This is a genomic window from Nodosilinea sp. E11, assembly GCF_032813545.1.
Taxonomy (GTDB): domain Bacteria; phylum Cyanobacteriota; class Cyanobacteriia; order Phormidesmidales; family Phormidesmidaceae; genus Nodosilinea.
Map to the genome: position 1 here is coordinate 100,666 of NZ_CP136520.1, position 21,931 is coordinate 122,596.

A 21,931-nucleotide genomic window follows, 5' to 3' on the forward strand; every position below is an offset into this window, starting at 1 on the left:
ATTCATCTTCTCTCAGTTCTTCAACAGTGCGCCAAAAGCTTTGATTGTTGCGGAACGAATTATAACCCACGAGCCAAAGTGCCCACGACTTGCACCAGCTGCTCGGGGTTCAGCGGTTTGGTTACCTGCTGTTGAAAACCACTGGCAATGGCTCGCTTATAATCTTCGTCTCTAGCGTAGGCTGTCAGGGCGATCGCTGGAATTTGCCCACCCTGTTCAGGGGGTAAGCCTCTGATTTGTTGGATTAAACTATAGCCATCGTCATAGGGCATCCCAATATCGCTGACCAAGACATCGGGTTGAAACGATGTCAGAGCGGTCAAGACCTCAGCCGCCGAGGTCACTGTCAAGACGTCGGCTCCATACATCGTCAACACCACAGTCAATAGCTCACGGGCATCGGGTTCATCGTCGACAGCCAAAACTCGAACACCTGTTAAATCGAGGTCTTGCGCCAGGCGTGGCTCCGATTGCTCCACCTCCGGCTCTATCGCAATCAGCGGAAAGTGAATGGTAAAAGTTGCCCCTTGATCTTCCCCAGGGCTATCGGCGGTGATAGTGCCGCCATGGGCCTCAACGAGGGAGCGAACGATCGCCAGCCCCAATCCTAACCCGCCATATTTCCGGGTGATTGATGCGTCTTCCTGCTGGAATGATTCAAACAAATGGGGTAGAAAAGTGGGGTTAATGCCTTTGCCAGTGTCACTGACTTTGATCTGGGCCTGGTTGCCGACGCGCTCCAGCAGAATATCGACGCGCCCCTGCTGGGGGGTAAATTTAATGGCATTCGATAAGACGTTCCAGACGACTTGTTGGAGTCGAGCTGAGTCGCCCGATATGCACCCAATCTGAGGGAGAGCTGAATGCAGCTGGATCGACTTGGCAACAGCGGCAGCTCTGACGGTCTCGATCGCCGATTCAATGACAACCGCTAAATCAACGGTCGCCAGCTCGATCACCAGTTTGCCGCGCAAAATTTTAGCAACATCTAAGAGGTCATCAATCAGTTGAGTTTGCAGGTTAGCATTGCGCTCAATAATAGCTAAGGCTTCTGCTGTTTTCGCGGCATCAAACTTGCGCAATTGCAAAAGTTTTGTCCAGCCCAAAATCGGGTTGAGGGGCGATCGCAATTCATGGGAAAGAACTGCCAGAAATTCATCTTTGATCCGGTTGGCCCGCTCGGCCTCCGCCCTTGCGGCTTGCTCTTGTTGTAAGAGGTGAGCGCGTTCTACCTCAGCCTGTTTGCGATCGGTAATATCTAGCGCCACGAGAATGGCATGACTGGGTTTGGGGGGAGAACTTGAGCGGTCAAAGAACACCTGCTTACGCACGCTTAGCCACCTGACCGCGCCGTTGCTCCGCAGAATGCGATGGTCTTGGCTAAACCAGCCTTCACCTTCTGGGTCCAGGACGGCTTGAATGTGCTGCTCCAGCTGAGGCCGGTCTTCAGGATGAAACGTGGCATGCAACTGGTCACGGGAGAGGGTGAGGTGATCGGGGGGCAGATCATAGAGCGCGGCCGCTTCTGGGGTCAGGGTAACGGTGTTTGTGCTGTAATCAATTTGAGCCAGGGCAAACCCTGACACTTGCATGCCCAACTGCAACCGTTTTTTTGACTCCTGAAGCCGTAGTTCTGCCTCTCTGCGAGCGGTAATATCTCTAGACACCGAGAGCACCTGTTCGGGTTTCCCGGAGGCTCCCCGAATTGGGCTGACAATCACTTCCCACCACTTATCGGTACCTTTTGCGGTGGGGCAAAAGCCGCGAAAAATACTGACTTCTCCGGCTTTTGCTGCTGCCAGGGCTTGCTCTGCTAAGTGACGAAACTCCTCTCCCCAAAAACAGATCCACTCCTGGTGGAGATAGGGCCGCAGGTCATCAATTTCCATGATGCACATGCCACCTGTGTTCATATAGAGCAGTCGCCCCTCAATATCTAAAACCTTGATGCAGTCGAGACTACTTTCGAGCAGGCGGTTTTTAAATTCTTCGCTTTGTCTTAGGTCTTCCTCGGTTTGCTTGCGATCGGTAATATCTAAATTAATGCCGCTCAGTCGCATTGGCTCTCCCTGTTGGTTGAGCGTGAAGCGTCCTAAACCGAGTAGCCAGCGAAGACCCCGCTGGGGATGAACAATCCGAAATTCGATTTGCAACTCGACTTGACGCTGCTTGATCGCCTGAAGTAGCTCCAGTCGAACGCGTTCTCGATCGTCTGGGTGGATGGTGTTGTACCAGAGTCGATACCAATTGGTGGCATTGGCGGTGCTAATGCCGTACAGGTCGTAGTTCTCCGGCGACCACGTGACGTCGTTGGTTTGTAGATTCCAATCCCAGGAACCGGCTTTTGCTCCGGCTAGCGCCAATTGTAAAAGTCGTCCATTCTCAAGCAGGGTTTCGTGGGTTTGTTTTTGCTCAGTAATATCTTCAGAAATACCGGCTAAGCGATAAATCGCGCCGGTGCCATCGTATAGAGGAAACCAGCGGCTACGCACCCAGCGAACGGTATGGTCGGGGAGAATAATGCGATATTCTTGGTGACCTAGCTCTGCCATTGCCCCCGCTTGCAATGACTGCACCACGGCTGCTCGATCATCGGGATGAATGTAATCGAGCCAGACGCAGGGAGCCTCTAAGACAGTAGATGACGGCAATCCCCACAGGCGTTCAAACGCAGCGCTTACATAGCTAAAGCGGTTTTCGCTCACCTCTTTTAGCCAGAACACTGCGTCAATATTTTCGGCCAGCTGACGGAAGCGTGCTTCGCTTGCTTTGAGGGCTTCCTCGATCTGTTTGCGCTCGGTGATGTCAACATCAATACCTGCCATCCAGATTGGCTGCCCGCTGGGGTCGTACAGGGCTTTGCCCTGGCTCAGTGCCCAGCGAATACTGCCATCGGGCCTGAAAAAGCGAAATTCAATGTTGAATTCTTCATGGTGATAGAGGGCGCGCTGAATGGCCTGTTCGAACTGGGGCAAATCCTCTGGATGGATCATGGCGCGGACGGTTTCGTAGCGGCCATCGAAACTACCGGGAGCCATGCCGAACAGGTGCTCTAGATTAGTAGACCAGTTGACCTCACCCGTTTGAATATTCCAGTCCCAGCTGCCCATGTGGGCGGCTCTCATCGCCATCTCAAGTCGAGTCTGGCTTTGTTGTAGGGCTAGGGCCGCTTGCTTCTGGTGGTCAATATCGGTGATGGTACCAATCCAGCCTGTGATCTGATCTGGGCGATCGCGGGTGGGGGTGGCTCGACAGATAAACCAGCGATAGTCTCCCGCTTGGTTTTGAATGCGGTACTCAGTTTCAAGGGCTTGGCGGTGGGTGACGGCGGCGTTCCACTGGGCAAGAAGGCGATCGCGATCCTCTGGATGCACCGTGCTAGTTCTTGCTAACTCCAAGGACTCGGCTTCACTCAAGCCCGTGTAGTCGTACCAGGATTGGTTCCAGTAGGTGATCACCCCGGTTGAGTCAGCCGTCCAAACCATCTGGGGCATGGCTTCGGCCAGATCCCGATTGTGCTGCTGGCTGGCGCGTAAGTCTGTGATGGTCTGGTTGAGCGCCAGTTCGAGCCGCTTGCGATCGGTGACATCGCGCCAGGAGGCAACAAAACCATCGTTTAGCTTCGTCGCGCGAATATCAAAGGCTCGCCTCAGCCGGCGATCGCCAAAGGTATCGTCGTAAACCAAGGCATCTTTGATCAAGGGCTCTCCCGTGTCTACCACCCGGCAGTACTCGTCAAACAGCCCCAATTCACGATGAGCAGGCAAAATTTCGCAAAGCCCCCGGCCAATCTGCATCGATTCGGGCATCTGGTTGTTCTCGCAGGCCGCCGCATTGAGATAGTCGATGCGAAAGTCTACAATCTCTCCGGAGTCGTCTCGCATGGCTGAAAACATGCCGAAGCAGTCCAGCATGTTTTCTACCGATGTGCGAAAGGTTTCTTGGCTGCGCTGTAACTCCTGTTTCAATTCTGCATTTTCAATGGCGCTGCGCATGGCCAGACGTAAGTCATCTGGCGTCGCTCGATCTTTGATTAGATAGTCAATCGCCCCGTGCTTAAACGCCTGCACAGCCACTTCGGTATCGCCCCCATCAATGACAACGACGGGGGCGCTGGTCTGCTCTTTTAATTGACGTAAAAGCTGAAGGCTGCGGTTATGGGGGGAGCCCAGCTCTAGAAGAATGCCATCTAGCTTTGAGGTGGATTGAGCGAAGGCCAGTAAGGAGGTGGCGCTACGACCCACCAGCACGTTGTAGTCTACAGTGACGTCCTGCTGTAATTGCTGCTGATAAGTCAGGTTATCTGCGTCGGATCTAGCAATGACCAGGACATTTCGTTGATTTAGCATACTTCAACACTTTGACGATAGCTAGGGACCGCACCCAAATCCAGAACATAGGCAAGTCTACATAAATACCATTTACTAAGGGAAATGACTAGTATGCTTCTGGGGCTGACGTCAACTGGCTCTACCTGAGCCAAACAGGTGTTTATGTGATATGATTTGACTCTCTAGAAAAGCTAGGCTGATGGCTCTTTCGGCGTGCTTACGACTTACTATTAAACCAGCATGCGGCCTATTGAAGGGTATGTTGTAGCATGCAAGTATTTTGCGTTGATCAAAGTCTTTGAGCAATGGCAATTTTAGACTTTGAGCAGGGCTATTTCATTCTAAAAATAATTTTGAGGATATCTAGGCCAAATTTGCAGAGTCGTTCAACCTGAGCCATATTAGAGAACTCATGGGAGCGATAGAAGTTGAGCACAAACAAGCCTTGACCCCAACCGCCCATGAGCACCTGCTGCGCTGCCTAGGGTTACCCCAACTTGAACCGTTGGCAGTTGATGGCCAAGACCGTTCACCTTTGATAGAATCTGCAATTCAGAACGTTGTTCGCCAGTGTAGCGATCGGGATTATAGCCATAGTCACCTGGGTTAGGACATCCAGAAACCTCAAGAACGTTTGAACGTTCTTGAGGAAATGTCTCAACCAGGCTGGCTACAGCTATACCTACGAATTTTGGGGGTCGTTACAAGAGGGCGACCTAAAGCCCTCGGCAATATTGCCAAATCTTGAACGGTTTCTGCCCCTTTCTGTCAAGCAATCTGGCAAAATGCTGAGGCAACCTGCTCGACTGAAGGCTATTCTGACGCGCCAACTTTCAAACTGGGAATTCCCGTGCCTTGAAGTCGGGGAGGATATCAACTTTTCTGGATGGCTTGACGGCTGCGTCGCCAGAGCGATCGCACATACTTTTGCTGATCGACGGCATGCAGCACAATGCACCCTAAAAACGTGTAAGCAAGCCAGAAATGCATGTCTCGCGCTAAGCCAACAACCGCCGCGTTTTTAGGAAAGACATCGGGCAACGTTGCCCAAAAGAAGGGAACATTGCCACTTCCATGGGAGTTGGATAGGAAAAAGCCACTTGTGGGAACCGCCAGCATGAACACATAAATGGCGGTATGGAGCAGAAAAGTACGCATCCATTTTCCGGTAAGTTTAGGAATACGGCGGGTATATTTTTGCCACCAGACCCGCTGCAAAATGAGGATTCGCAAGGTGAGTAACGCCATCGTTAATACCCCAATGGATTTATGCATTGTGTAGGCATTTCCCCGTAACGCAGCCGCATCTCCCGACATCCGAACCATCCAAAACCCACCGACAAACAGCACCAAATAACAGGCGGCCATCCACCAGTGCATAGACCACAATTGTTTGAACGCCGAGTTTAATCTGGACTGGGGTTTCGTCGCCGAAGATGCTGGTTTTTGCGGAGCTAATTTAGAACTCATACCTACCTCCTTAACGTTAGTAAATTGGATAAGCTGCGTTGCTTACTCGTAACCTTAAAGTTGTTGCCGGGTTCTAAACATCTATGCTGAATTTATTTAGCCTTCCATTGCAATCGCATCTGTAGCCTGAGGAGTATTGCTATTCGGCAGCCCTGTACCCAGCTTAAACAAAGCACTATTCCGTATTCGATCCCATAGTAGATGAGGTGGATCGGTGTCGGGCTTGCGTTGCAGGATGCGCCGCAGCCGCCAGGTGGAGAAAGCTAATGTCCAGACCACATCCGTTGCCAACAGGTAAAAGAAACCGTGGTTTTTCAAAAAGTAGCGGCGGCGAGAATCAAAAACGTACTGTGGCAACCGTTTGGGAACATGGGTGCGATCGGTAACACCTGTACTTTGTCCGGCAATATGCATCACTTTGCTGTCAGGCACATACCAGCAGGGCCACCCGGCTCGCTTCGCCTGGAGGCAAAAGTCAGTTTCTTCGTAATACAGGAAGTACCCCTCATCCATCAATCCGATAGACTCAAACACCTGCCGCCGAACCATCATGCTGGCTCCAGGCAACCAGTCAATGGCTTGAGGGTGCTGTCCCATTGGCTGGGCTACTGACCATTTTGCTAACAGCTTCGACACTGGCCCCAGACGAAAACCCTGCTCAATTTCACCCAAAATGGATGGAAAGCGGAACGCCGTTGACCACTCGCTGCCATCGGGATTGATCATGGCGCTACCGGCGATACCAACCTGGGGATGGGTGTCGAGAAAATCGATCAGCGCTTGAAGCGCACCGGGAAGCACCTGAGCGTCGGAGTTGAGCAGCAGTACATAATCCGGTGGGTTGTGCTGTTGTAAAGCAGGACGAATGGCATAGTTATTGCCATAGGAATAACCGCCATTGTGGGGAGAAGGGAGGAGCGCCGCCCAGTCCGACCAGCCTTCCTGGGCGATCGCCTCACCGATCTTCTCCACCGAACCATCCCCCGAAGCATTATCCACCAATGCCACCCGGAGTTTGGGCAGGGTGGTTACTTCCTGGGCGAGCGATCGCAAGCAGGCGATGCTCAAATCCGGCGTGCGGTAATTCACAATCACCACCAGCAGCGATGGAGTGTTCTTCGCCTTCGTTTCCGTTGTCAGAGTGCCTGTTGTCATCGGGTTATGCCATCCTTGCATCAATATAGGCTTGCATCGTTTTTGCCAGTACACGAACATTCGGCTCTTGCAACATGCTGGAGTGACCACCGGGTACCTTATGCAGGCAAACCCCGTCCGTCACACGCACCTCCCAGCCCAGCAAAGGATCTGCATACAGGTGAGCATAGGGAGTGTCATCGATCTCCGTCCCATCAAATACAGGACTCTTCTCTGTAGCCAGGAACAGTAAAACTTCGCCCTGGTAAGGTGCTGCCGGCACGTACTCCTTCTCGGCAAACTTCAAGGCCACTCGCACTGGAATACCTTCTAGAAACGCAGGTAAACCCCAACCTCGGTCCAGGTAATACCGCAATAGCCGCATCCTCAGCTTGCACTGGATAACGGTCAGGCGAGAACTGACTTCGTAGCGCACCAGGTTAAAGGCTTTTGCGCTGATGGTGCGAGCCATCGACCACACCCGCTGGTGCACAGGTCGCTGCTGACTTTCGCCCAGAGCTTGCGATAAACGATTGCGCCGCTCAGTGCTGTAAAGATTGGAGCGCAACTCGGCTTTAACGTCTGCCGTATCAATCAGGGCAATCATCTCCACCGCTTGCCCCCGTTGCCGTAACTTGCGGGCAATCTCAAAGGCTAAAAAACCTCCAATACACAGCCCACCTAGGAAGTAGGGACCTTCCGGCTGCACTAAACAAATTTGCTCCATATAGTAAGTGGCCATCTCATCTAGACGGGTATGTAGGATGGGGAACCCATCGCGACTGTAGGGCTGAAGGCCATAGACAGGATGATCGGGGTGCAGCGATAGAGCCAGGTTGCGGTAGAGCAGGGTTTCTCCTTCCCCATCATGAACGAAGAAAATGGGGGGCTTGCTTCCCCCCGGCTTCAGCAACACCACGGATTTATGCAGGTCAGAAGGTTTAGATTGGGTCAAAACCGCCGCCATTTGCTCAATGGTGGGTTCCGTGAGCAGGGTACTGAGGGGCAGGGTTTTACCAAAGGTCTGCTCAATCTGGATCATCACGGCGATGGACTGAAGGGAATCGCCACCCACATCAAAGAAGTTGTCCTGCACGCTGATAGGGCTGGTCCCCAGGGCACTTTCCCAGATGCTGGCCAGTTTTTGCTCGACCTCATTTCGAGGCGCGACATAGGACTGGGTTCCCAGCAAGTCTTGAGGGGTTGGCAGCGGCAAGGCTTTCCGATCAACTTTTTGGTTGATGTTGACGGGCAGCGCGTCTAGGGCCATGAAAGCGGTGGGCACCATGTAATCAGGCAGCTTTGTCTGAAGGAATCGCCGGATTTCGACCACATTCAAGGTTTGCTGGGGCTGGGGCACCAGATACGCCACCAGGCTTTTCTCCCGGTTGCCCACTTCACAGGCTGCCACTACTGCATCGCGCACCCCCGGAGCCTGACGCAGGGCTGCTTCAATGTCACCGGGCTCCATGCGGATACCCCGCAGCTTAATCTGAAAGTCGGAACGACCCAAAATTTCCAGGTTGCCATGGGTATCAAAGCGGCCTAGATCCCCTGTCCGGTAGAATCGCTGCCCGTCAATGGTGACGAACTTTTCCTGGGTCAGATGATCGCGGTTCAGGTAGCCCTGGGTAATTCCCGCCCCGCCAAAGTAAATTTCGCCGATCACCCCAATGGGAACCCGGTTTTGCTGAGGGTCGTAGAGCTGTACAGATACGTTGCTGAAGGGTTTGCCCACCCGAGTTTCTGTAATGGGCAATTCTGTGGGCACCGGATAGGTGCAGCCCATGCAGCTAATTTCGCTGCATCCGTAGATCACATAGAGTTCTGCCTGGGGAAACAGGGTTCGCAGCTGGTCTAACAAATCCGCAGGCACCATATCGCCGCCGGAGGAGATGTGTCGCAGTCCCTGTAAGGTTTGCAGATCAATCCCCTGTTCCTGGATATAGGCCAGCAGTTTCCGCATCAAGCTGGGGGAAATATGGATGACGGTGATCTCCTGTAAGGTCTGCACCAGTCGCTTGAAGTCGAGAACATGGTCCCGCTCTAGAATGATCAGTCGTCCGCCAGCCACCAGGGGAGAGAACAGCTCAAACATGGTGATGCTGAAGGTGAAGCGCGCCATGGCAGGCATCACGTCATTGGCATTGAAGCCGTATTTCTCCTGGGCTACCCAGATGTAGTTGAGCAGGTTACGGTGGCTGGCCATCACCCCTTTAGGCTTTCCTGTCGTGCCAGAGGTGTAGATAATGTAGGCAATCTGATCGAGATCGAGCGGGAGATTGGGGTTGTGGGTGGGCTGCGATCGCACCTGCGTCCAATCTTGATCCAGGCAGAAGGTTTGGGGGGCGATCGCCGGAACTACTGAAACCAGGTGAGCCTGGGTCAGCAACAGCGGGGGCAGAGTGTCCTCCAGAATAGCGGTCAGCCGCTCCTGGGGATGGCTGGGGTCTAGGGGTACGTAGGTGCCCCCCGCCTTGAAAATAGCCAGCACCGCCACCAGCACATCCAGGCAGGGGTCTAGGCAGGAGGCTACCCGCACCCCCGGACCCACCCCCCGCTGGATCAAGTAGTGAGCTAGTTGGTTGGCTCGCTGGTTCAACTCGCCATAGGACAAATATTGGTCTTTAAAGTTGAGGGCGATCGCTGCTGGTCGCGCTGCTGCATGGGCCTCAATAGCGGTAAAAATGGGCTGTTGGGGCAACTCGAAGTAGGGGCTCCCCCAGTCCTCCAGTTGTTGGTCTTCGGTGGACGTTAGCAGAGGGAGGGATGCGATGGGCCTATTGAGATTGGCGATCGCCCCTTCCGCCAGACAGACCAAGTGCCCAGCCAGGCGTTTGATGGTCTCTGGGCGGAACAGGCAGGCATTGTACTCTAGAACGCCATGCAGCTCAGAACCAGACTGCACGATGTAAAGGTGCAGGTCAGGGCCTTGAGTATCGGTAGGCAGAGTGGGATAGGCTGCCATCGTGCCGCAAGCATCGTCGTCCTTAACCCAGAATGTGAATGCAACGGAAGCCGGGGACTCCGGGGATGGTGCTTGCTGTAAAGCTGTAGCAAGGTGATCGATTAACGATTGGGTTGAGACGGAGGGAGGCAAGTCTATGGCGATCGCTGATGTGCTTCTGTGATCGCCTAGGGCATCGGAGAAGGTGACATCTAGATCGATCGTTTCCTGTTGGGTATACCGGGAGAGCAATCCCTGAAATAGGGCTAGCCCAAAGAGTCCAGGGTGTCTGGCATCCTGGGTAGGCGAAAATTTGGATGCCAGTGGAAGGATCGCAGGGTAAGTAAAGGTTAGGTGGCCAAGCTGATAGGGAGTAGATGGAGTTTTAAGAAAGTCCCAAGGGAGCAGAAGCGTTGCCCGTACGGCTTCAACAGGTTGGTCAGATGAGAAAACCGGAAATAATTCTAACGAGCAATTGTCATCCGTTAAAGGATTTGACGCATCCGCGATCGCCAGAACTGGCTCAAAACTCATAATTGCTATTCCCGATCAAATGTAGTTAAAAAATTGGATTTATGCTCGATCAACTATCGCAAGCACTGTAGAAATGTGGCTAAACTCTGTAGAAATGCTGCTTAATAGGACTGATCACAACTACGCAAGTCAACTAAATACATGCAGATGCAGCTAGAAAATTCAGAAAAACCTCTAAATTTAAACCAGGCGTCTAACTAAACAGATCACAGGCTTAAAAAATATCATCACCTTAATTCAGCCAACTTAGATAATTTCTACGGTTAACTCTTACGAACAAAGACAAGGAACCTATAAAACCATCCAGATTAAAAAGGGCTCCCTATGAAATCCAAGTTTACTTTTAACAAAATCCTACAGCGACCGTAATAATACTTACGTATAGTGCCCTAAAATTCATAGAAACCATAAACTTCGGCCCTAAAATGCCAGGAATATGTGAAACACGAAGACATCTCTCCATAGCAACTTCTGAAGACCACTGAGTAAAGAGCTTTTGTCAAATCTCGGCAAAAACTAACTGCTTTTCATGATTGCATTAAAAAGTTTTCATGAAGCTTCATCAAGATTTGGCTGAATCAATTGCCTTCACCATGCTTTTAATAGTCACAATTGAAAGCTACCACGCTAGAGTCACAACTTCTTTGATAATTTGATTTTCCAAAAAAACAGTAGGCCATAGACAAGCGTTAATAGATATTTTTTAATTAAGTGTTTTTTCGTAGGATTCCTATGAAGAGCTGATATTGGCTCTGGTAATCCCGTTGCCTAGTGAGCTAGATTGAATCCAAGCTTGGCGAATAAAGATCTGAATCAATAAGAAATACAGTAATTGATTCGAGCTTTCGATTTTGATTTATAACAATTTAGAAAAGCTATGATGAGCGATATCTGTCCTATTGTTGGTGTTGATCATTTAGAGTTCTTTGTTGGAAATGCGAAGCAGTCTGCGCAGTTTTACTCCCAATGCTTCGGGTTCCAGATGACAGCCTACTGTGGGCTAGAAACCGGTGAGCGAAAGACCACATCCTATGTCATCGAGCAGGGCAAAATCCGATTTGTTCTCAGCTCTGCCATGAGTCCGGATCACCCTATCAACCAGAGCGTGGTTCAGCATGGCGACACTATCGCAATTCTTGCCCTGGAAGTGCCTAATGTTAAGGTAGCTTATGATCGTGCTATCTCCCAAGGGGCAATCGGAGCCATTCCCCCCACCGATCAAGATGACGAGTTTGGCACCTTCCGGTACGCCGCTATTCGTAGCTTTGGGGACGTACTCGTCAAGTTTGTCGAACGACACAACTATTCTGGAGCCTTTGCTCCTGGGTTTACGGCTCGGTCTTCGGCAACTGTTGCCTCTGCTGGGTTAGTGCGAATCGACCACATTGTTGGCAATGTGGAGCGTGGGTTCATGGATCGGTGGGTAGAATTTTTCGTGAAAACGATGGGGTTTGAAATGCGCCTGCACTTTGATGATCAGGCCATTGCCACCGAATATTCGGCGCTGATGTCGAAAGTGCTGCAAAATGGCGACAAAACTATCGTCAATATCAATGAGCCTGCCGATGGTTTGCGTAAGTCGCAAATTGATGAATACCTGGATTTTCACTATGGCCCTGGAATTCAGCATATTGGCCTAGAAACCCATGACATTGTTCAAACGGTGATGCAGCTGCGTCAATCTGGTGTTGAGTTTCTACCGATCCCAAAAACCTATTACGACGGTCTGGCTGATTGGGTTCAGGATATTGATGTACCGGTTGAAAAGCTGGCTGAACTGGGAATTTTGGTCGATCGCGACGAAGATGGGTATCTGTTGCAACTGTTTACGAAACCCCTGGGCGATCGCCCCACGCTCTTCTTCGAGGTTATCGAGCGCCACGGTTCGCGGGGTTTTGGGGCTGGTAATTTCAAATCGCTGTTTGTGGCCTTAGAACGGGAGCAAGCGCTGCGCGGTAACCTCTAATTCTCTTGCCTTTGCGGCAACCATTTACGGCCTTTTTTGGTGAACGGTCGTCCTCACCTACACAATAAACGTTGACTATGTCCGAAACCAAAACACTACAACAGATCGATCAGGAATTGATTTCGCTGTTAAGCGAGCGAATTACTCTGTTACAGACTCAGGATGCCCCCTCAATGGTGGAACAACTGGAACACATTCGCCCCTTTCTGATGGATGCGAACGTTTCGGAATTCACCTGGAATACGCTGATTGTTAACTGCATGGCCGCTCTAGCAACGGAGGAACCTAGCCTCCAGCACCGGCAAGCCCAACGGCGACGCATTACGGTGGTTGGAGGCCGAGGCATTATGGGGAGATTCTTCTGCGATCGCATGGCTACCGCAGGCCATGAGGTGAGAGTGTTGGAGTATGACGACTGGGATCGGGCCAATATCCTGTTAGAAGACGCGGATCTGGTGTTGATTGCGGTTCCCCTTAAACACACTATTCCCATTGTGCGACGGGTCGCTGAGTATCTCTCTCCCCATACCATTCTGGCGGATGTAGCCAGTACCAAGGTGGAAGTGGTCCAGGCCATGCTGAAAGCTCACAGTGGCCCTGTGGTCGGTCTGCACCCCATGTTTGGTCTGGGTAGCGGAACATTTCTGGGTAAAAAGGTGGTGGTGTGCCCCGGGCGGGGCTTGGATACAGCTCAGTGGGTGCTAGATCTGATTGAGGCGGATGGAGGAACCCTGGTCACCTGCACCCCCGACGAACATGATGCAATGATGATTGCAGTACAGGTCATTCGCTTCTTCTCAGACTTCAGCCTGGGAACCTTCTATGCCCGAGAAGGAGTGGACATCGATCGCAGCTTCGAATTTTCCAGCCCCCTGTACCGCTCTGAAATCAACATTATCAGCCGTCTGGTAACCCAGGATGCTGCTCTCTATGTAGACATTTTGATGGCTTCCCCCGATCGCTGTGCGGCGATCGAGCGGATGGTTTCCACCTATGCCCATCTAGCTAATCTGCTGAAGCAGGGCGATCGCGCCGCCCTGATTGCCGAGTTCGAGAAGACCCGAGCCGCCTTCAGCCCTGGGGCCGATCGCTCCATGGTGGAAAGTAGCTACATGTTGAACAACCTGAGCACCTTTGTTGCCGCTACCCAGGTAGAAACCCAGCATCTGACCTTGCCTCGAAAAAGTGGACATTCCCGAAGAGTCGATAACGAAGGAGAATGTTCAGATGATTCAAAAACCGCGAAGGACTTTGACAAACGAGCAAAAGGCAGAGGCTGTTCGCATTGTGGGCCAATTGGGTAAACCGGTCAGCCAGGTGGCTCAAGAGATGGGTTTGACCGAAAGTGCGTTGCGTCAATAGGTGAAACAAGCCCCAATTGATCGCTCTGGTGACCCCGAAGGAGCATTGACTTCTGCTGAACGTCAAGAACTAACTACTGACCCAGGGTAACGGGTGTCAGGGTTTGAGGGATTGGATCAACGGCTAGGGTGCCTAGCTTTTGCAACAACGCAGCTCCTTCTTCTGCTTGGGCATTGGCGGCTAGCGCGGCCACCAGTTCAAACCACAGCCCATTGTCTAGGTAGAGTTGATACAGTTCAGGAGAAAACTGAGTAGCTTGCTCTGCGGCCCCGACGGTATGGGATGAAATGTAGACCAATACGTCTGACAGAGTAGTAGCGATCGCCACTCTGTTCACGCTGCTGATTCTCTGATGGTGCAGACCTCGATTGACCCGGGGCTGATGCAGAGCGATCGCGATACCACGGTACAGAGTGCACGGAACATCTGGCTCTAGATACCCCCATTCAGGTGGTAGAACTCACCTCCACCCTCGACAACCGCTATGGTCTGGTCAAAGACGGCACCCACCGAAAGTGCGGCCCCAACACCATTCGTTCCGATGCGACAACGGCGTGGTGCGACTTCACCATCGTCTGAAGTGATGGCTTTGAAGATTTATTTCGCTTGCCCACATAATAGTACAAAAGAACTAAGATAGTTGGGCGGTTAGCTGATGTTGAACCAGCCGGTAACAACCATGTCTGAACCAAGCCCCATTGCCCTGCGGTTCGCCACTCTCGACGATGTGAGCCTACTCCGTCACTGGGATGAGCAACCCCAGGTGGTCGCCGCCGACCCCAACGATGACTGGGAATGGGAAGTGGAGCTGGCCCACACCCCCGCCTGGCGCGAGCAGCTGATCGCCGAGCTAGAGGGCCGCCCCATCGGATTCATTCAGATCATTGACCCAGCCCAAGAAGACAGCCACTACTGGGGGGAAGTACCTGACAATTTGCGGGCGATCGACATTTGGATTGGCGAACCCACCGAGTTGGGCAAAGGCTACGGCACCACCATGATGCGGCTGGCCCTCGCCCGCTGCTTTGCCGACCCCAATGTGACGGCGGTGCTGATTGACCCACTGACTAGCAATACTCGTGCCCACCGCTTCTACCAACGCCTGGGGTTCAAATTTTTAGAGCACCGCCCCTTTGGCGATGACGACTGCTCAGTCTATCGCCTAGATCGAGCCACCTGGTCTGAGGTAACGCCAATGCTTTCTAGATAGTTTGAAGGTTGTTTCTGGGAAAATATTTTCTTCAGGGATGAGCAATGCCTAACCCTCAATGTGTTGGGTTCCACACTATTCTTCCCAACCTACGCAAAACGTTTTAACCGTCAATCAGTTAGCTGGCTTGACAGCCAAGTTAGGAGCTTTCTAAGCAAGAAGTTTCCTACTCTTCTCAAAAACTCTAGACGCTGTAGGGTGGGCAGTGCCCACCATGGCTGTAGGAGAAGCATCACAACCTAAGGAGAAACCAATGACTACTACAACTGATGTCCAACAAGCTCAACCCGCAGTAGAACAGCCCCAAAAAGAACACCAGTGGCTCCAACAACTCCTAGGCGATTGGACCTATGAGGTTGAGGGCATGACAGGGCCGGATCAGCCCATGGAAACCTCTACGGGAACAGAAAGCGTCAAATCTGTGGGTGGGCTTTGGGTGGTGGCCGAAGGCCAGGGCGAAATGTGTGGCACCATGGCCACCACCATTATGACCCTCGGCTACAGCCCCCAAAAGCAGCGCTTTGTCGGCACCTGGATGGGGTCAATAATGACCCACCTCTGGATCTACGACGGCAAACTCGACGCTGCCGAACGAGTGCTCACTCTGCATTCTGAAGGCCCGTCTATGGCTGGCGAAGGCCAGATGGCTCAGTACAAAGACGTGGTCGAATTCAAGAGCCCTGATCACCGGGTGCTGACCTCCTTTTGCCTAGGCGAAGACGGCCAGTGGCAGCAGTTTATGACCGCCAACTACCACCGTCAGTAGAGGTTGCCGGTTGTCAACAAGTACCTCGGGGGCATTGCATGCAATGCCCCTACAAATTAGGGGTATGGAATTCGGATTTGGTATCAACTAACCTATCTGAAGAGAATTTATGCAGATTACGGCTTCAGCGATTTCGCTCAACGTGGATGATGTAGCCGCATCGGCGGCCTTTGTCACCGACCATTTTGGTTTTCAAGAAGACATGTCAGCCGACGGTTTTGTCTCGCTCTCGCGGCCCGATGCGGGGTTTAACCTGATCTTTTTGCACACCGAGCTAACCACCTTCAAACCAGTCTCCATGCGCGGGCATCGGGCCGATGGGCTGCTGATTGTTTTTGTCGTAGACGACATCGATCGCCAGTACGCCCGACTCCAGGCCGAAGGGGTGACAATTACTACCCCAATTGAGACGGAAGCCTGGGGTGAGCGGTTCTTTCAGGTGAGCGACCCCAACGGGGTGGTGATTCAGCTGGTGCAGTGGATGACACCCCCGACTTAGTGATTCGGCCAACAAAAACTTGCAGCACTACGCTGTAACATGTATACGACAATTCTGTCGTAGCTGTGTAGATCCGGAAAGCTGAGGATAGGAGCGGTTGGCCGGAGGGCAATGCCCACCCATTCAACCAACACCACTCACCCCAGCTTTCTACCTCGTAATGTTGAATGAAACCCGTTTTTTACGAAATTTTAGCTAACTCACTGGTGGCCAGCCTTACCAACACCCTGGTCTGGTTTGGGGTCACCTTTTGGGTTTATCTGCAAACCCAGTCGGTGCTGGCTACCTCAGTGATGGCTGGGATATATCTGGTCACCGTCGCCGTTTCGGGCTTTTTTTTAGGCTCGCTGGTCGATCGCTACCGCAAAAAAACTGCCCTGCTGATTTCCAGCGTTGGGTCGCTGGTGCTATACGCGCTTGCTTATCTGATTTATGTAGCTACGCCAGCGGCAGTTTTTGCCGACGCGTCTAGCGCCATTCTCTGGGGATTTATCATTGTGGCGCTGGTGGGGGCGATCGCCGGAAACCTGCGCACCATCGCCCTGCCCACCCTGGTAACGGTGCTAATTCCTGAAGCAGAACGCGACAGGGCCAATGGTTTAGTGGGCACCGTCAACGGGGTAGCTTTTTTGGCAGCTTCCATTGTGAGCGGGCTGGCGATCGGGTTTCTGGGCATGTATTGGATGCTGGTGATAGCGATCGCCCTCACCGTCCTCAGCATCCTCCATTTGTGTACCATCGCCATTCCCGAGCAGCGAATAATTCAGACCGAGGCGAAACCCCACCACATCGATATTCGAGGCACCATTCAGGTGATTCGTCTAGTGCCCGGTTTATTTGCGCTGATCTTCTTCAACTGCTTCAACAACTTTTTGGGCGGCGTCTTTATGTCGCTGATGGATGCCTACGGGCTATCTCTGGTTTCGGTGCAGGTTTGGGGCATTGTGTGGGGAGTCTTGAGTTTGGGGTTTATCGTTGGTGGGTTGGGGGTGGCCCGGTTTGGGTTGGGCAAAAGCCCCCTGCAAACCATGTTTCTCTCCAACATTGTGATGTGGATCGTGGCGATGGGCTTTACGATTCAGCCGTCGATTATTTTGTTGGCGGTAGGTTTGCTGGTGTACCTGTGCCTGATTCCGGTGGTCGAAGCTTCGGAACAGATGATTTTGCAAACGATGATTCCGCTGGAGCGCCAGGGACGGGTGTTTGGTTTTGCCCAAAGTATTGAGCAGGCCGCCGCCCCGCTCACCGCCTTTATGATTGGCCCGATCGCCCACTTTCTGTTTATTCCCTTTATGACCACCGGAGCCGGGGTCGATCTAATTGGCCCCTGGTTTGGCACCGGCAGCGATCGCGGCATTGCCCTGTTGTTTACCCTGACGGGCTGCGTGGGTCTAGTGGTAACGGTGCTGGCGATGCGATCGCGCGCTTACCGCACCCTATCGGTGAACTATCAAAGGCGCTACGCAAACAATGCCCGAGTTGAGGCTGGGAGACTATTGTTATGACCATAGAACTTGATCACACCATTATTCCCTGCCGCAACCAGGTAAAGTCGGCCCAGTGCTTAGCCGATCTGCTTGGGGTTCCCTGGGCAGACAAGAGTATTGGCCCCTTCTCACCCGTTTACGTCAACAGTGAGTTAACCCTCGACTTCCAATCAACCGATGATGATTTTCCTATCTATCACGTTTGCTTTCGGGTCACAGAAGCAGAGTTTGACGCCATTCTCGAGCGCATCAAGGCCAGTGGAACAGCCTATCGCAGCACCCTGCGAGGCAGCGTCGATAGGCTATTCAGTACCCAATTTGGCGGGCGCATGATCTACTGGAACGAGCCAGACGGCCACCAGTGGGAACTCTTGACCGTTAGCTATGCTCGACCGAGCTTTTACCCTTGAGCTGCCCGTCGATGCTGGTCTTGCCCAAGACCTTACACCCAGCCAAATCGAGCCGATTGGGAGTCAGCCAAGCCGGGTTGGGTATCAGGTTTGAACCTACTCATTGTGAAATTATGATCATAATGTCAGGTCATTTTCCTTTTTCTAACTCGACTCGCAGGCGATCTTCCTGTTCCCGCAGTTCTGGGGTAAAGGCTTCGCCAAAGTCATCCGCTTCAAAGATGGGGTAAATTTCAATCTTGTCGTCCTGAAAAGGGCTGCGTTTAATCCAATCAATCGCCTCTGCCATTGGCTGCACCTGCCAGATCCAAAACCCGGCAATCAGTTCTTTCCCGACTCAGTCCTCGATCGCCTCTATACCCAGTTGCTTAAGTCGCTCAAGGCTGTCCTGCATGGCTTTGGGCTGTTCGGGGGAGTGCCCCTGCCAGGCTGTAATCTCACCCGTGACCCGCAGCGGCTCCCGAGAGCGGTACGACTTCGTCGGATTGCCGGGGTACCTTTTGTCGGTCAGATTTGGGTCGTCGGTGATCGGGCCAGTTGGCTCCACGATGTAGATTCTGCCGGGGCCTTCGCCGAGAGCTAGCTCGGCTCCCCAGGTGGCCGCATCTAAGGTGGCGGCCAGGTATACGTAGGCCGCCTTCGTTTGCTTGCCGTAGTTAGAGCGATAACCAGGTTCAATCAGGTCTCCTGGCTTCAGGTCTGCCCGCGTGCCGTGATAAAGAGTCCACTCTGTTACCTCGCCCGTCACCCGCAACGGTTCGTAGGAGCGGTATGACATCGACAGATGCTTTGGAGACTTCTGATCCGTCAGTGCGGGGGCAGCTTCAATTGGACCGGTCGGCTCCACGATGTAGACCCGACCGTGACCTTCGCCGACCGCCAACTCTGCCCCCCAGATGGCTGCATCCAGATTGGGAGTGAGGTAGACATGGGTTTCCATTGCCTCTTGGTTGCCAATCTCTGGAAGATTGCAGGACTTGATCAGATCTCCCGGCTTCAAGTCGGCTTTTGTACCGTGGTAGAACCGCTGCGGACTCAGATCGTCGATCGCCGTCATCGGTTTGCTCCTCATACTTTTTGGCTGTGCTGTGTGCAAAGCTTGGCTGGTCTCGGCTAGAGGGAGACTGGCTTGAGACCCACTTCCATTCAACTAACTAATAAAGGCCTTTCGCAACTCATCGCAGAAATGTGATAGTACCGCAAGAATTAGACGGTGAAAAGAGAGAGAATTTTCCTAATCTAAAGTTGAGATTCTGGTAATGATCAGTCGCCGACTGTTGTTAGCGACTGAAGCGCGATCGGCTTTCTTTTGCCGTCTAAAGAATGGAGAATGATATTAAACTCCAAGTTGAGGCAACGTATCCAATGACGACCGACTTGATTGAAGGCCTGGAAGAAAAACTGCGGCTAGCCATGCTTAACAGTGACATTGCTGTGTTAGACGATCTTATCGCTGACGATTTGGTCTGGACCATGCACACAGGGGGTGTGAGCAACAAAGAACAAGATCTAGAAGCGCATCGCTCTGGGATCTTTCGATTTACAAAATTAGAAGTTAGCGATCGCCAACTTCATCCGCTTAGTCGCGATTGTATCATCGTTACCTTACAAGCAGAAATCGAAGGGATTCTTAACGATCAAACGTTCTCTGACGTCTATCGATTTACTCGCGTCTGGTTACAGCGCAACAACCGTTGGCAAATTGCCGCAGGTCACGTAAGTCAACTTTCCTTTGTCCCATAGTATGAAAATTCTTGCCATCGGAGCAACAGGTTTTATCGGTTCTCGGGTCACTCACCAATTAATGGCGCAGGGGCATCAAGTTGCTCTGTTTCACCGAGGCAGCACCACTGCCAGCGACTTAGATTCAGTTCTACATTTCCATGGCACACGCCATCAGCTTCCCAACTTCAAAGCGGTATATGGCCCTGGCGATGAGCAGCATCGGTTTCTCGCCTATCTTCAGCAGATGTTTGACCAGCAGCCTATTTTACTCGATGAGAAACAGGCCCACTGGCGGTTTTCCCACGGCTATGTAGGGCTTGCTGAAAAAATCAGCAATTTGGGTAACAGAGCTGCGATGGGGTTGCCTGAGCGAGAAGACTCAGCCACCCCCTGGTAGCTGAGTCAATCCAACGAGATCGCCCCCGGTTTCGACGTCCCCTTGGCGAGACAACGGCCGCCAAGATAGCGATAAAAAGGAGTCTCAACGCCTGGAGACGGCGCTCCAGGTTCATCACCAGAAAGGTAATGGCAATAGCGGTTTCAGCGCTAGGGGCCAACTTAGCCATGACCCGAGCCAAACTGAACCGCCGCTTGCCCTGGCCAAACTTGCCTTCGACGGCATTGCGAATCTTGGCATCGGCTTGAGCTTGCCGGTCCACCTCAGCTCTCGCCCCTGCCTTCGGTCGTCCTAAGGGTGGACCACTGAGGCGAATGCCGTGGGCCTTGCACCAACTGCGATTGACACGAGTGCGATAGATCGCGTCGGCATGGACTGATTCAGGATAATAGCCGTGGCGAGCCTTGTACTGCTCCACCTGGCGGGGTAAGTCAGCGGCTTCGTGATACGCCTCCCAATCGAGGCGGTCAAGGGAACAGTAGCCCGATACGCAGCTTATCGAAATTTTGGCCCCAAATTCGACCGGAGTTCCGGCTTTACCCCGGACAATAGGGCGCACATGGGGCTGAGCCAAACTGACAATGCGGTGCTCAATACGCCGTTGCCGGTGTTGATAGAGATGCCACTGTTGCCGATAGACCTCCTGAATCACCAGCAGACGTCGGTACCAAAAGCGAGGCAAGACACTTAAGGGTGCCCCACCTGACACCAACCGTCGGATATGGCCCAAGTTGCGGCGTAGGTAGCGCAGTTGTTGACCGATAGCCTTCCGGATGTGTCGTCGAGTGGCGCGGCGTTGTTTCGCCACCTTGAGATAGGCGCGACGCGCCTGCTGCCGGTAGGTCCGGGGTTTGCGCATCCTCGGTTGTGCTATCGCGTCATAGAGATAGTCGAGAATGCGTTCACTGCTGGCTCGGGCCGCATTGAGCAGATGCAGGTCAGTGGGATAGTGAATATCAGCCGGAGCCACACTGGCATCAAGTATCAGTTGGCCCTGATTCGGTGGTGGTGGCTCATCCTCATCATCTGACTCGTTTGATGAGGACGGCTCAGAGGCTGATGACGCCTTAACTGGGGTCTGCGAGGCACGGCTTTCGGCGGCCGTCTCGCCGGGCTGGACCGCAGGCGTAGCCCGCTCAGCCGCCAACGCGTCCTCGACGATTCGAGCATTCACTTGATTGACCAACTCCAGACTCAATCGCTGCCGAAAGTGGCTCAGCATTGAGGCCTCAAACGGGGCCTGGTCGCTGTACTCATGGAATCCCAGAAAGTATTGCAAATACGGGTTCTCGCGGATCTGCTCTACCGTCTCGGCGTCAGTCGTGCCCAGCCGTTCTTTGATAATCAGTGCGCCCAATGCTATGCGAAACGATTTGGCTGGGGCTCCTTGGCTCTCGCTGAACTGCTCGGCATAACTCGATTCAAAGGCCTCCCAGGGGATAAGTTCCGCCAGTTTCACCCAGCGGTTCTCACCGGAGAGTTTGCCCCCAAACGGCAAATAGAAGTCTTCAAAACTCAGTTGGCCTGGGCTAAGACGGCGGTACATCGGCAATCAGGTGCAAGGGTTTTGGCCCTATCGGGCGATTTTCCTTGCACTTTATCACCTCGGATCCACTCTGAACACTCCAACCTACAAGCCTCTTAGCCTTTTTCAGGAAGCCCTATGTAGACAATATTGCAGCGGCGATCGCAT

Annotated in this window: 18 protein-coding genes and 1 pseudogene; 11 read left to right on the forward strand and 8 right to left on the reverse strand. The window is 52.7% G+C overall.

The window, feature by feature from the left end; all coding sequences use genetic code 11:
• Positions 1-59: 59 nt before the first annotated feature.
• The 4 genes from RRF56_RS03120 to RRF56_RS03135 form a co-directional block, all read right to left on the reverse strand.
• A complete protein-coding gene (locus tag RRF56_RS03120; RefSeq protein ID WP_317036173.1) occupies positions 60-4,349 on the reverse strand; it encodes a PAS domain-containing protein in 4,290 nt (1,429 codons plus the stop codon).
• A gap of 855 nt (positions 4,350-5,204) precedes the next feature.
• The gene (locus RRF56_RS03125) at positions 5,205-5,801 is read right to left on the reverse strand and encodes a cytochrome b (protein WP_317036174.1); all 597 of its coding nucleotides are present in this window, start codon (positions 5,799-5,801) and stop codon (positions 5,205-5,207) included.
• A 96-nt stretch (positions 5,802-5,897) separates the two neighbouring features.
• The gene (locus RRF56_RS03130; RefSeq protein ID WP_317036175.1) at positions 5,898-6,956 is read right to left on the reverse strand and encodes a glycosyltransferase family 2 protein; all 1,059 of its coding nucleotides are present in this window, start codon (positions 6,954-6,956) and stop codon (positions 5,898-5,900) included.
• Between the two features lie 4 nt (positions 6,957-6,960).
• Positions 6,961-9,903: an amino acid adenylation domain-containing protein gene (locus RRF56_RS03135; RefSeq protein WP_317036176.1), complete on the reverse strand. Its 2,943-nt coding sequence runs from the start codon at positions 9,901-9,903 to the stop codon at positions 6,961-6,963.
• Positions 9,904-11,296: 1,393 nt separating this feature from the next.
• Between RRF56_RS03135 and hppD the strand changes: the two genes are divergently transcribed.
• The 3 genes from hppD (at position 11,297) to RRF56_RS26315 (ending at position 13,744) form a co-directional block, all read left to right on the forward strand.
• Positions 11,297-12,382: a 4-hydroxyphenylpyruvate dioxygenase gene (gene hppD, locus RRF56_RS03140; RefSeq protein WP_410510701.1), complete on the forward strand. Its 1,086-nt coding sequence runs from the start codon at positions 11,297-11,299 to the stop codon at positions 12,380-12,382.
• A 77-nt stretch (positions 12,383-12,459) separates the two neighbouring features.
• The gene (gene tyrA / locus RRF56_RS03145) at positions 12,460-13,686 is read left to right on the forward strand and encodes a bifunctional chorismate mutase/prephenate dehydrogenase (RefSeq protein ID WP_317036178.1); all 1,227 of its coding nucleotides are present in this window, start codon (positions 12,460-12,462) and stop codon (positions 13,684-13,686) included.
• Complete coding sequence (locus RRF56_RS26315) at positions 13,670-13,744, forward strand: hypothetical protein (protein ID WP_410510702.1); 75 nt, start codon at positions 13,670-13,672, stop codon at positions 13,742-13,744. Before tyrA ends, RRF56_RS26315 begins: the two co-directional genes overlap by 17 nt.
• Before the next feature lie 73 nt (positions 13,745-13,817).
• On the opposite strand, the gene RRF56_RS03150 is transcribed toward RRF56_RS26315, so the two are convergent.
• Positions 13,818-14,072, reverse strand: coding sequence for a hypothetical protein (locus RRF56_RS03150; protein WP_317036179.1), 255 nt, complete (start codon positions 14,070-14,072; stop codon positions 13,818-13,820).
• Positions 14,073-14,194: 122 nt separating this feature from the next.
• On the opposite strand from RRF56_RS03150, the gene RRF56_RS03155 reads away from it, so the two are divergent.
• The 6 genes from RRF56_RS03155 to RRF56_RS03180 all read left to right on the forward strand — a co-directional run bounded on the left by RRF56_RS03155 (position 14,195) and on the right by RRF56_RS03180 (position 18,116).
• Positions 14,195-14,323 (forward strand): hypothetical protein, encoded by a 129-nt coding sequence (locus RRF56_RS03155; protein WP_317036180.1) that lies wholly within the window; start codon positions 14,195-14,197, stop codon positions 14,321-14,323.
• Between the two features lie 100 nt (positions 14,324-14,423).
• Positions 14,424-14,954: a GNAT family N-acetyltransferase gene (locus RRF56_RS03160; RefSeq protein ID WP_317036181.1), complete on the forward strand. Its 531-nt coding sequence runs from the start codon at positions 14,424-14,426 to the stop codon at positions 14,952-14,954.
• A gap of 253 nt (positions 14,955-15,207) precedes the next feature.
• Complete coding sequence (locus RRF56_RS03165; protein ID WP_317036182.1) at positions 15,208-15,720, forward strand: DUF1579 domain-containing protein; 513 nt, start codon at positions 15,208-15,210, stop codon at positions 15,718-15,720.
• A gap of 109 nt (positions 15,721-15,829) precedes the next feature.
• The gene (locus RRF56_RS03170; RefSeq protein ID WP_317036183.1) at positions 15,830-16,219 is read left to right on the forward strand and encodes a VOC family protein; all 390 of its coding nucleotides are present in this window, start codon (positions 15,830-15,832) and stop codon (positions 16,217-16,219) included.
• A 167-nt stretch (positions 16,220-16,386) separates the two neighbouring features.
• On the forward strand, positions 16,387-17,724 hold the full coding sequence (locus tag RRF56_RS03175) for an MFS transporter (RefSeq protein WP_317036184.1): 1,338 nt from the start codon (positions 16,387-16,389) through the stop codon (positions 17,722-17,724).
• The gene (locus RRF56_RS03180; protein ID WP_317036185.1) at positions 17,721-18,116 is read left to right on the forward strand and encodes a VOC family protein; all 396 of its coding nucleotides are present in this window, start codon (positions 17,721-17,723) and stop codon (positions 18,114-18,116) included. Before RRF56_RS03175 ends, RRF56_RS03180 begins: the two co-directional genes overlap by 4 nt.
• A gap of 130 nt (positions 18,117-18,246) precedes the next feature.
• Here RRF56_RS03180 and RRF56_RS03185 read toward each other — a convergent pair.
• Together RRF56_RS03185 and arr are read right to left on the reverse strand one after the other, a co-directional pair.
• A pseudogene (locus tag RRF56_RS03185) lies at positions 18,247-18,447 on the reverse strand (YciI family protein); the annotation flags it as partial.
• A gap of 6 nt (positions 18,448-18,453) precedes the next feature.
• On the reverse strand, positions 18,454-19,188 hold the full coding sequence (gene arr, locus RRF56_RS26320) for an NAD(+)--rifampin ADP-ribosyltransferase (RefSeq protein ID WP_410510525.1): 735 nt from the start codon (positions 19,186-19,188) through the stop codon (positions 18,454-18,456).
• A gap of 293 nt (positions 19,189-19,481) precedes the next feature.
• On the opposite strand from arr, the gene RRF56_RS03200 reads away from it, so the two are divergent.
• Both RRF56_RS03200 and RRF56_RS03205 read left to right on the forward strand, forming a co-directional pair.
• A complete protein-coding gene (locus tag RRF56_RS03200; protein WP_317036187.1) occupies positions 19,482-19,859 on the forward strand; it encodes a nuclear transport factor 2 family protein in 378 nt (125 codons plus the stop codon).
• Position 19,860: 1 nt separating this feature from the next.
• Positions 19,861-20,238, forward strand: a complete 378-nt coding sequence (locus RRF56_RS03205) for an NAD-dependent epimerase/dehydratase family protein (protein WP_317036188.1) — start codon at positions 19,861-19,863, stop codon at positions 20,236-20,238.
• Here RRF56_RS03205 and RRF56_RS03210 read toward each other — a convergent pair.
• Positions 20,171-21,784, reverse strand: coding sequence for an IS5 family transposase (locus RRF56_RS03210; RefSeq protein ID WP_410510506.1), 1,614 nt, complete (start codon positions 21,782-21,784; stop codon positions 20,171-20,173). The two genes, RRF56_RS03205 and RRF56_RS03210, sit on opposite strands and share 68 nt — an antisense overlap.
• Between the last annotated feature and the right edge of the window lie 147 nt (positions 21,785-21,931).